The 11,823-nt window shown below is 62.1% G+C and carries 5 protein-coding genes; 3 read left to right on the forward strand and 2 right to left on the reverse strand.

Annotated features, from left to right (window positions below; translation table 11 throughout):
* Positions 1-217: 217 nt before the first annotated feature.
* On the reverse strand, positions 218-1,165 hold the full coding sequence (locus tag LOY70_RS23765) for an iron-sulfur-binding ferredoxin reductase (protein WP_265029515.1): 948 nt from the start codon (positions 1,163-1,165) through the stop codon (positions 218-220).
* Positions 1,158-2,264 carry a sensor domain-containing diguanylate cyclase gene (locus tag LOY70_RS23770; RefSeq protein WP_123344491.1) on the reverse strand — a complete coding sequence of 369 codons (1,107 nt, stop codon included), beginning with the start codon at positions 2,262-2,264 and terminating at the stop codon, positions 1,158-1,160. The genes LOY70_RS23765 and LOY70_RS23770 overlap by 8 nt, the downstream gene beginning before the upstream one ends.
* 527 nt (positions 2,265-2,791) lie before the next feature.
* Between LOY70_RS23770 and LOY70_RS23775 the strand changes: the two genes are divergently transcribed.
* The 3 genes from LOY70_RS23775 (at position 2,792) to LOY70_RS23785 (ending at position 11,808) form a co-directional block, all read left to right on the forward strand.
* Positions 2,792-4,315: a fumarate hydratase gene (locus LOY70_RS23775; RefSeq protein WP_265029516.1), complete on the forward strand. Its 1,524-nt coding sequence runs from the start codon at positions 2,792-2,794 to the stop codon at positions 4,313-4,315.
* 237 nt (positions 4,316-4,552) lie between these two features.
* Entirely contained in the window at positions 4,553-9,013 is a 4,461-nt protein-coding gene (locus LOY70_RS23780) for a SpvB/TcaC N-terminal domain-containing protein (protein WP_265029517.1), read from the forward strand.
* Positions 9,010-11,808 (forward strand): RHS repeat domain-containing protein, encoded by a 2,799-nt coding sequence (locus LOY70_RS23785; RefSeq protein WP_265029518.1) that lies wholly within the window; start codon positions 9,010-9,012, stop codon positions 11,806-11,808. Before LOY70_RS23780 ends, LOY70_RS23785 begins: the two co-directional genes overlap by 4 nt.
* Positions 11,809-11,823 lie beyond the last annotated feature (15 nt).

Here is an 11,823-nt window from a genome sequence, read left to right on the forward strand (position 1 = left end):
CACAGGGTTTGGCGGTGGTCACAAAGTCGGAGAACAGCACCCCATCCAATGTGGGAGCGGGCTTGCTCGCGAAAGCGGGGGTCAGCTGGCAATGATGTTGAATGTGCCGCCGTCTTCGCGAGCAAGCCCGCTCCCACACTGAGTCGGTGCTGACCTGAAACTCATCAGCCAACCCAAATCCCCCTGTGGGAGCGAGCTTGCTCGCGATAGCGGTGGGTCAGCTTGCGCTGCTCTCGCGGGTGAGGAAAACATCAGCCAGCAGTTGATTACGTGGCAGTCCGGCCAGGTACAGGCGCTTGGCAAAGGCCTCGACCCGGTCGGGATGGCCGCAGGCCAGCGCTTGGGTTTGTCGCGAAACCAGCCGTAGCTGCGCCAGCATTTGGGGCGCCTCGGCCGTGGTCAGCAGCTCAACGGTGAGGTGTTGATGCTTGGCGGCCAGCGCCGCCAACGGCTTGGCCAGGTAATGCCCGGCCTCATTGTGGGCCACGTGAATGAGCCGAATCGCGCCTTGGTGTTGCTGGCGCAGGGCTTCGCGCAGGAGACCGAACAGCGGCGCCAGGCCGGTGCCGGCGGCCAGCAACCACAGCGGCTTGTCGTGCCAGTCCGGGTTGTAATGCAGCGCTCCGCCGCGCAGTTCGCCCAGACGGATCGGGTCGCCGACCTTCATGCGCCTGGCGGCAGTGATGAACTGGCCGGGCTCGCGGCAATCGAGGTGAAACTCCAGAAAGCGGTCTTCCTCGGGCAGGCTCGCCAGGGAATACGGCCGCGCCACGTCGCCGGCCCACAGCACCAGATGCTGCCCGGCCTGGTAACGCAACGCCCGCTCAGGGATGACGCGCAAGCGCAGGACATCAGGGCCCAGCCAATCCACCGCGGCCACCTGGGCGGCCTGGCCGTCTCGCTGCGGGTCGAAGGTGTGGATCTGCACGTCCTCGACCACCTGGCACTGGCATGCCAGTCGCCAGCCTTGGGCGCGTTGCGCCGGGCTCAGGGCGTCGGGCCGGCCGTCACGCACATCGCCGCCCACGCATTGCACCAGGCATGCATGGCAACTGCCGGCGCGACAACTGTAGGGCACCGGCACACCAGACTGATTCAACGCGTCCAGCAGGTTACTGCCGGCCGCCACCGTCCAGTGCCGGCCGGCGACTGTCAGCTCAGGCATCGACGTTCTCCCAGGCGGCGGCGCAACGATTGCGCCCGTCTCGCTTGGCCCGGTACAACGCCTGGTCGGCACGCTGCAAGGCGTTGTCCAGGTCGTCCCCGATCTCCAGCAAGGTCAAACCGGCCGACAGACTGAGGGGCCCGACCTGCAGGCCGATCAGCTCGACTTCGGTAAACGCCAACCGCAAGCGCTCGCAGCAGGCCGTCAGGCGCGAAGGGTCGCAAGCGGGCAACAGCATGACGAATTCTTCGCCCCCGTAACGGGCCAACACGTCGCCTTCGCGCAGGCAGGCCGTGGCAACGGCGGCAAACGCCTGGAGCACCTGATCACCAGCCGCGTGGCCGTGCAGGTCGTTGATGCGCTTGAAATGGTCGAGGTCGATCAAGGCCAGGCCATGGGCGACGCCCGGCCTGAGGGTGTTGAGTTCACGGGACGCCAGGCGCAGGAAATGCCGGCGGTTGAACAGGCCGGTCAATTCATCAGTGGCCACCAGGTCTTCGAGCTGGCGCATCATGCCGCGCAAGGTGTCCTGGTGCGCCTGCAGGGCAAACCGTCGCTGGCGCATGCGTTGACGGGAGGTCTGGACGTAGCGGGCATAAAACACCAGCCACACCAACACCATGAACAGCACGCACACTTGCAAGCCGGCCAGCGTAGGGTCGGGCAGTCGAAAGAAGTAACCGTCCCATAGGGTAATGCCAGTGAAGCTGATGAACACCAGCGTCGCACAGCGCAAAAAGGCCCGGCGGGACAGGTGAAACAGCCCGAACAGCAGGATCAACACATAGAACACCAGGAACACGCCCCGGGCCTGGTCCAGGTGCGCCATCATCCAGGTCTGCCAGCCAAGACCGATCAACACTTGTATTTCCGTGAGGCTGGGGTCGGCGAACCGCAGGTTGCGGTCGGTGATGAACAGCGCGAACAGCCCGGCCTGGCACAGCACCACCAACACGCTGCCGATGATCACATCGCGCAACGAATCGAGGTAATGACCACTGAAAAATGCCAGCCACAACAACACCAGTGCCAGCGCGTAAGTCGCGGCTGCCAAGGCGAAGCGTTTCAGCAAAAGACGTTGGATGGCGTTATGGGTCAATCGTTGACTCACCATGGGAAAGGAAACTGACAGGAGGCGTCCTACGCTACAGGCCAGACGCCACTTTAGTGGCGTGTAGGGCAAATGACCATTCAATTCTGGAGCAGAAAAATGGCGTCAAAGCAATGGCCCAAATTGACGCATTTGTTTGAGGCTGGCGGGTCCCCAGTTTGGACTAGGGCATGGTTCCCTGTGGCGAGGGGATTTACCTGTGGCGAGGGGATTTATCCCCGTTGGGCTGCGCAGCAGCCCCATAACCAGACAACTCGGTGTGTCAGGCTGATCTCGTTCGAGCTTTCTGGGGCTGCTTCGCAGCCCAGCGGGGATAAATCCCCTCGCCACAGATAAATCCCCTCGCCACAAAGGCAGCTCGCTCCCACAGGGTGCCTGCCTGCGATATACTGCCGCGCCTTTTTAGCGTCGCGCCAGCATGACCGGCGTGCCTTAAGAGGTGCCGTCCGTCGACCGATGCACCCAAACGGCTGGCACCTTATTGAATGTTCCCGTCTTAGAGAGGAGCGCGACTCATGACCGTGATCAAGCAAGACGACCTGATTCAGAGCGTTGCCGACGCCCTGCAGTTCATTTCCTATTACCACCCCGTGGACTTCATCCAGGCGATGCACGAGGCCTACCTGCGCGAAGAATCGCCGGCGGCCCGTGACTCCATGGCGCAGATCCTGATCAACTCGCGCATGTGCGCCACCGGCCATCGGCCGATCTGCCAGGACACCGGCATCGTGACCGTGTTCGTGCGCGTGGGCATGGACGTGCGTTGGGATGGCGCGACCATGGGCCTGGACGACATGATCAACGAGGGCGTGCGTCGCGCCTACAACCTGCCGGAAAACGTCCTGCGCGCATCCATCCTCGCCGACCCGGCAGGCGCGCGTAAAAACACCAAGGACAACACTCCGGCGGTCATCCACTACTCCATCGTCCCGGGTAACACCGTGGAAGTGGACGTGGCGGCCAAGGGCGGCGGTTCCGAGAACAAGTCGAAGATGGCCATGCTCAACCCGTCCGATTCCATCGTCGACTGGGTGCTCAAGACCGTTCCGACCATGGGCGCCGGCTGGTGCCCACCGGGCATGCTCGGCATCGGCATCGGCGGCACCGCCGAAAAAGCCGCGGTCATGGCCAAGGAAGTGTTGATGGAATCCATCGACATCCACGAGCTCAAGGCCCGCGGCCCGCAGAACCGTATCGAAGAGATGCGCCTGGAGCTGTTCGAGAAGGTCAACCAACTGGGCATCGGCGCCCAGGGCCTGGGTGGCCTGACCACCGTGCTCGACGTGAAGATCATGGACTACCCGACCCACGCCGCCTCCCTGCCGGTGTGCATGATCCCCAACTGCGCCGCCACCCGTCACGCCCACTTCGTGCTCGACGGCAGCGGCCCGGCGTCGCTGGAAGCGCCACCGCTGGACGCCTACCCGGAAATCGTCTGGGAAGCCGGTCCGTCGGCTCGCCGCGTGAACCTCGACACCCTGACCCCGGAAGAAGTACAGAGCTGGAAACCGGGCGAAACCGTGCTGCTCAACGGCAAGATGCTCACCGGTCGCGACGCGGCGCACAAGCGCATGGTCGAGATGCTGAACAAAGGTGAAACCTTGCCGGTGGACCTCAAGGGTCGCTTCATCTATTACGTCGGCCCGGTCGACCCGGTGGGTGACGAAGTCGTCGGCCCGGCAGGCCCGACCACGGCCACGCGGATGGACAAGTTCACCCGCCAGATCCTCGAGCAGACCGGCCTGTTGGGCATGATCGGCAAATCCGAGCGCGGCCCGACCGCCATCGAAGCGATCAAGGACAACAAGGCGGTCTACCTGATGGCCGTCGGCGGCGCCGCTTACCTGGTGGCCCAGGCGATCAAGAAATCCAAGGTCTTGGCCTTCGCCGAGCTGGGGATGGAAGCGATCTACGAGTTCGAGGTCAAGGACATGCCGGTGACCGTGGCGGTCGATAGCCAGGGCGAGTCGGTGCACATCACCGGTCCTGCCATCTGGCAGAAGAAGATCAGTGAAAGCCTGGCGGTCGAAGTGCAGTAACACGTACATCGCCCCTCAGAAGGCCGGCGGGTGACTCACCCGTCGGCCTTTTTTCATGTCCGGCGGATTGCCGTGCAGCGAGTGCCATCCGGGCAACGTCCTCCCTGACCGGGCATCTACCACTTATCGGCCTGCCTGCGCACCTGTCGGACCTGACAGGTTACCCATCGGCGATCTCTTGGCATCCTCATGTTTTGCCGGGTCTTGGCCCTGGCGTTGCCGAACGAGATGATCCCGATGGCAGAGCAGACGCCCCTCCAGATTGTGCCCCCCACCATCACCAACAGTGCATCCATTGCCACGATCGGCAACCGGATCGGTCCTGTCGGCACGCGAGGGGCCGCTTCTTTCGAGTTGCCATTGCCCTTGTCCGGTGCCCGCCACCTGACACCCGCGCTGGCGCTGTTCTATAACAGCCAGAGTGGCAACGGCACCTTCGGTATCGGCATGCGGCTGTCCGTCGCCAGCATCGCTCGCCGAAGCAGCGAAGGCGTACCCCACTACGCCGACGACGATGTGATGATCGATGCCGACGGCGTCGAGCGTTGGCCCGAACTCGTGGACCCGCCGATCATTCGTCCCCAGGCAGGCCCAGGCGGCGCCACCTGTTCGGTGGTGCGTTATTACCCCAGGATCGAAAGCGCCTTCGATGTCTACGAACTCTGGACGCCCACGGACGGCCGCGCGCCGTTCTGGCGGGTCCAGGGCAGCAACGGCCATCTGTATTGCTATGGCAACAGCGAAGCCTCGCGCATCGCCGAACCCATCGACCCCGAAGCTGATCCTCTCCCCCCGATACGCATCGCCGAATGGCTGCTGCTGGAAGAAGTCAGTCCCTGCGGCGAGCACATCTATTACGAATACGCAGCCGATCCCGGCCCGTTCGACGGCCCTCACGACTATCGCGCCCAGCGCTACCTGCGCCGGGTGTGCTACGGCAACGCCACGGCCAGCGAAACCTTTTACTGTTTCGAAGACGTAGACCCGGCAAACCGGGACTGGCATTTTCACCTGCTGTTCGACTATGGCCAGCGCACCCTCGATCTTGAGCAAAGACCTTCCTGGCTGGCCGACGATGAGGCGCCATGGCCTCTGCGCGGCGACCCGATCCACGCTTACCGGTATGGGTTCGAAGTCGGCACGCGGCGCTTGTGTCATCAGGTCCTGATGTTCCATCACTTTCCCATCGACGCCGGTACCGAGCCCGCCCTGGTACAACGACTGCTGCTGGAATACACCCCGACGGCACTGGGCTACAGCCTGCTGACCGCCGTCCATTACCAGGCCTGGGACGTCGAGGGTCGGGTCGAATGCCGGCCCCCCATGGAACTGCAGTACAGCGGTTTCGAGCTCAACCTCACTCCTGAAACCTTCTTTGAGCTCGAGACGATGCCGGCCATCGAGGACGGTCGGCGCTATCAATGCGTCGACCTCTACGGCGAGGGCGTTCCGGGCTTTCTCTGCCGGTACACCGATGGCTGGTATTACCGCGAACCCGAGCGCGCCGAGGCCGGTGGCGACAAGATCGCCTACGGCCCGTGGTCGCGCCTGGAGAATATCCCGGTCGCCAGCGACAATCCGGCGGTGCTGCAAGTGTTGACCGACCTGACCGGCAGCGGGCGGCTCAACTGGATCATCGCCCAGCCCGGCATGAACGGCTTCTACACCCTCAACCCGGACCGCAGCTGGTCAGGTTTCCAAAGCTTCCAGCGCTTCCCGACGGAGTTCCTGCACCCGGCCGCGCAACTGGGTGACCTGGCTGGCGACGGCTTGCGTTCCCTGGCCATGATCGGGCCCAAAAGCGTGCGGCTGTACGCCAACCTCCGCGAGCAGGGGTTCGGTCCTGGCGTGAATGTGCCCCACGAACCGGACAGCGACTTGCCTCTGTTCAGCGACGTGCGCAGCGAGCTGGTGATGTTCGGCAACCTGCTGGGCAGCGACAGCACCGAGCTGTGTCGCATCCGCTTCGATGAGATCAAATGCTGGCCGAACCTGGGGCATGGGCGTTTCGGCGAAGGATTTGTCATGAGCGCCCTGCCCTTTCGTTACGGTGAGTTCGACGCCGACCGGGTACGGATCGCCGACCTGGACGGGTCCGGCGCCCCGGCGCTGATCTACCTCGACAGCGATGGTTTCGACATCTACCTCAACCACGGCGGCAATGGCCTCGAACAGACACCGGTCCGGGTGCCCTGGCCCACCGGCGTGCGGTACGACAATGTGTGCCAGGTCACCCTGGCCGATCTGCAAGGACTGGGTTGCGCCAGCCTGATCCTGAGCACGCCCCACATGACCGATATCAACAAGCCCAGGCACTGGCGCTATGATTTCGTCGCGGCCCGCCCCTATCTTCTCAACGATACGAACAACAACATGGGCTGCGGCACCTTCCTCGCTTATCGCAGCAGCGCTCAATACTGGCTGGATGAGAAACAGCAGCTCGTGGCCCAGGACAAACGCCCGGCGTGCTATCTGCCGCTGGCCCTGCCGCTGGTGGCGCGTCAACAACAGCGGGACGAGATCACCGGTAATTGCCTGACCCAACGCTTCACTTATTTCGAAGGCGACTACGATGGTCGCCTGCGTGAGTTCCGTGGTTTCGGCCGGCTGTACCAGGTCGACAGCGAAATCCCCGAAGACGAGACGCAAGAGGGCTTCACCGCACCGGTCCTGGTCAAGACCTGGTTCCATACCGGTCGCACCGTCGACCAGCCCCTCAAAGACTGTTTTGCAGGCGACACCGACGCGGTGCCGTTGGGGCCGACACTGCTGACCCGCTTCCATGAAGGCGACGAGGCCGACGAGATCATCACCCCCGACCCCGACACTGCTCGAGAAATGGCTTATGCCCTGGGCGGTCACGTATTGCGCAGTGAGACCCATCCCGCCGATCCGGACGGTCTCCCCAGGCCCTATACGGTGACGCAACAGCGTTACCTGCTGCGTCATCCTCATCCCCGTCATAAAAGCCTGCTGGTGCTGGAGCTGGAGACCCTCACCCATCAATACGACGGTTTCTCCAACGACCCACAAGGCCGGCACGACATCAACCTGAAATGGAACCTCTTCGGCCAGCTCATCCACGGGTTCGCCGTCCACTACGCCCGTCGTCTCACCGCCCTCGACGCTCCGCCTTTCGAAGATGAACTGGAAAACACCTGGTGGTGCGATGCACATGACGAACAGCAGCAGCTGTTTCATGTCATCGAGAAACGGGCCCAATACCTGCACCTGATCGACGACACCGGCTTGCGCCAGCGTCTGGGCCTGCCATGGCGCTCCAGGATCAATGGGCTGCAGCGTCCGAAAGGTGAACTGCCGCAGGGACTCAACCCCAGGCAGATCAACTACGAAACCTTCCTCGAACACCAGGGCTGCGCGCAATGGCTCGCCGCTCGGCGACTGATCGCACTCCAGGAACAGAACTATCGGGTGGACGAGCACGACGATATTGCCTTCCAGGCCTTGCGCGGCCCGCTGGAAGTGGCCGAATTCGACAAACAGGCACTGGACGCCTATGACGCGGTGCCGCCACCTTTCGACATTCGCGAGCAACTGCAGAGCGTCGGCTATGAGCCCATGAAACTGTTCCTGCCGGAAGATCCCGACCAGGACGTGGCTGAAAATCTCTGGTCGAAAAAGATCGGTTTTGCCACCTACCGGTCTCTGGAAGGGTTCTTCCAGGTCAGTGCCTTGCAGGAAACCCAGAGTCACGGTGTCACGACGGTCGAATATGACCCTTATCATCTGATGCGCACCGCCATCACCTTGCCGGACGGCTGCACGACCCGGGTGCAATACGATTACCACTCGCTGTTGCCGCAGCGGATCGTCGATGCCAACGACAATGTCCAACAAGCCCTGTACGGCCCTGGCGGGCTCCCATTGGGCGTCACGTTCCATGGCACCGAAAACGGCGTTCCGGCCGGCTTCGATGACATCGCTACGTACCGTCCGCCCGAAGACCTGACGCCAGGTCACGCCATCGCGTATCCGGAAGAAACCCTGGGCGACATCGCCAGCGCGGTACGCACCGATGCGCTCAGTTGGATGGGCTCGCTCGACGTCACGCTGGTGCTCTGGACGCAGCGCGACGAGTGGATCCGCGCGCGTTACCTGCTACCCGACGGCCATATCCGTGCTTCAGCCCGAGCCCGCCTGGCGCAACTCAAGCAACGCACAGCCGCCGAGGAACTGCTTTGGGTGCTGATCAATGCCGCGGCCCGTGAACCCGCCCACAGCGTAGTGCTGAGCGCCGATCGCTACCCGGACGATCCGTTGCGGCAGATCCGCATCGCCGTCAGCGCTGTCGATGGTTTCGGTCGGGCCCTGCAAACCAAGCAGCGGGTCGAAGCCGGCCAAGCCTTTGCCGTGGCCGAGGACGGCTCACTGATGCTGCAGGGCGGCAAGCCGCTCCAGCATCTGGCGCAAGGGCGCTGGCGGGTGAGCGAACGGGTCGAGTACAACAACAAGGGGTTGGTCACGCGGGTCTATCGGCCCTATTTCGCCGATACCTGGCGCTATATCAACGACGCCTCGCTGCGCGTGAACGGCTATCACGACCAGCAGTTCTACGACCCGCCAGGACGCCTGATCAAGGTCATCAATGCCAAGGGGCATGAGGCCTGGCATGTCTATCATCCGTGGTACCAATGCGACCACGATTACAACGACACCGAACCGGGGCCGGACGAATGAGCCAGGCCCATCGAAATACCCCCGTGCTGGCGGTGTTCGACGGACGAGCCGGGCCCGTGCGGCGAGTGGACTACTTGCGCGGCGCGACCCACGATCAGCCCCAAAGGCTGGTCACGGCCCAGGCCTATGACGTTGCCGGGCGCATCATCGCCCAATGGGACCCTCGACTGCATGGCACGCCAACGGCCAACCTGCGCAGCGTCTACAGCCTGTCGGGCACACCGCTGTGCACTGACAATGTCGACGGTGGACTGCGTCGCGAACTCTTCGGCGTGGCCGGGCAAAACCTGCGGCGCTGGGACGAACGCGGCAGCGAACAGCAAACCGACTACGACACACAGCTGCGCCCTACGCTCATCCGGGAGCGAAAGCAGGGCCAGGCGTGGGCCAGCGTCGAATACCTGCGCTACGGCGAAAACTCGGCCAGCGGCGCGTTGCACAATCAATGCTCGCGCCTGGTGGAACACTACGATACGGCGGGACGTGTATCGATTGTCGATTATTCAATGGCGGGCGCGCCCTTGCACCAGTGTCAGCGCTTTCTCGCCACGCTGGATTCGCCGCACTGGCCCCAAGACGAGGCCGAGCGCGAATCCATGCTTGAGCCCACCCACTACGACACACACTGGCGCTACAGCGCGATGATTGAAACCCTGGACCGCACGGATGCCAAGGGCCATACGCAACACATGCTTCTCGACATCGCCGGTCAGCTCAAGCGCTGCCACCTGCAATGGGCGGGCGACTCGACTTCACAAATGATCGTTGACGCCCTGCAGTACAGCGCAGACGGCAAACTCCAAAGGCATACCACCGGTAACGGCGTCACCACCTCTTATAGCCATGACCCCGCTGACGGGCGCCTGAGTGAACTCAAAGCCGTGAAGGGCAACGACGTTCATCAGCATTTCAGTTACCTGTACGACCCCGTGGGCAACGTGAGGTCCATCACCGATCACACCCACGTCACTCGCTACCACGCCAATCAGCGCATCGACGGCATTCGCACCTTCGCTTATGACAGCCTGTATCGCCTGGAAAGCGCCACGGGCCTGGAAGCATCGGGAGCAGGCATTCAACCTGAGTTGCCGGGGCTGATCCCTCCGGCGGACCTTTCGCTGCGCACGCCCTACACCCAGCATTACCACTATGACGTTGGCGGCAACCTGGAGAAACTGATCCACAGCAGCGCGACCCCGGGACGGGCGCACACGTTGTGGCTGACCCTGGCTCCGTACAGCAATCGCTGCGTCAGCTGGCGCAAGGGGGAAACGTCTCCCGGCGATGATCTCGATTTCGATGAATCGGGCAATCAATTGTCCCTGCCGGCCGCCGGGCAATCCCTGGCCTGGAACGCGCGTAATCAATTGCAAAGCGTGACCCAGGTGCACCGCCAGGACGCCGCCGACGATGCCGAGCGTTATGCCTATGACGCCCAGGGCCGCCGCGTGCGCAAACGGCAAAGCACCCAGGCGGCATCCGTTACCCACGTACGCGAGGTGCGCTACTTACCCGGCCTGGAAATCCACACCCTGGACGACAGCGAAGAACTGCACGTCTGCGCGTTGCAAGGCATGGCTTTTAACGTGCGGGGACTTTATTGGGCAAAAGGCCGACCGGATGACATCGAGCAAGGCCAACTGCGCTACAGCCTTGACGACCATCTGGGTTCCCTGCTGAAGGAACTGGATCAGGACGCCAGGCTCATCAGCCACGAAGGTTATTACCCTTTCGGCGGCACCGCGTGGTGGGCCGCGGATTCACACGTGCAGGCCAGCTATAAAACCCTTCGTTACTCCGGCAAAGAGCGCGACGCCAGCGGACTTTATTACTACGGGTTTCGTTACTACGCCCCCTGGATGATGCGCTGGCTCAACCCGGACCCGGCTGGGCCGGTGGATGGGTTGAATCTGTATGCGATGGTGGGGAATAACCCGATGTCGTTCGTGGACCTTTCCGGGTTAACCAAAGAAAATGTTTTTTATGCAAACTTGAGCAGAAGAACAGAACAGATACTGCGCGGCGCAGCGGAACACCCTTTGCCTGCCAGAAGTGGCAAAACGGACGTGTATACGCGACTGGAAGAAGAACATCTTAAACAATATCCGGATGCCATATTCACCAATGCCAAGAAGAAAAAAATGGCGGCCCATGCCGGCGTCATGTTTTCCACCAATGACGCCGCCGACACCATCATGATCATGAATGTATTCAACATGCCCCTGCCAGCCGGCGGGGTGGAGTCCGTTCCAGGCATTAGTATCTACAAGCCGCGAAATAAAGATCTGCCGAGGGAGAATCTCGCCGATCTTGGTGTACTCGAAATCGATCCAGATAAATTTCTGGGTCATTTAGCCGAGGAGTACATAACGCTCGTCAGGACAGCCGATATAAGAGTTTTCAAAGGCGAGAGCATGGATTTTACCGGCCTGAGCGGGGTGGAGTATGAAACGTCGTTGCCCCATCTGGTCAGAGATCTGGTCAAGCCTCATATAGAGCAAAGCGACAACATGACTCCCCAGGGGGCCGGGGCGCCGGGCTATCATGCGGAAGTTATTCAAGGAAACCTGATACAGCTGTTCCCGAACGTGAGAGACAATCTTGAACATGTAAGGATTGCCACCCAGAAGCTCCAGAGCGTAGACCGGGCCGAAGCCTTTCCCGCCTGCTACAACTGCGCCAACATCCTGGTAGAAAACTACAACGGCGGCGCTGGCTTCAACATCATCACGGGACGAACGAATGTCTCCCATGAAGCCTGGAGAAAAATGCTGGATGAAGCCTACCCGAGTTGACCATCCTTGCCTGGG

This window comes from Pseudomonas sp. B21-054 (assembly GCF_026016345.1).
Taxonomy (GTDB): domain Bacteria; phylum Pseudomonadota; class Gammaproteobacteria; order Pseudomonadales; family Pseudomonadaceae; genus Aquipseudomonas.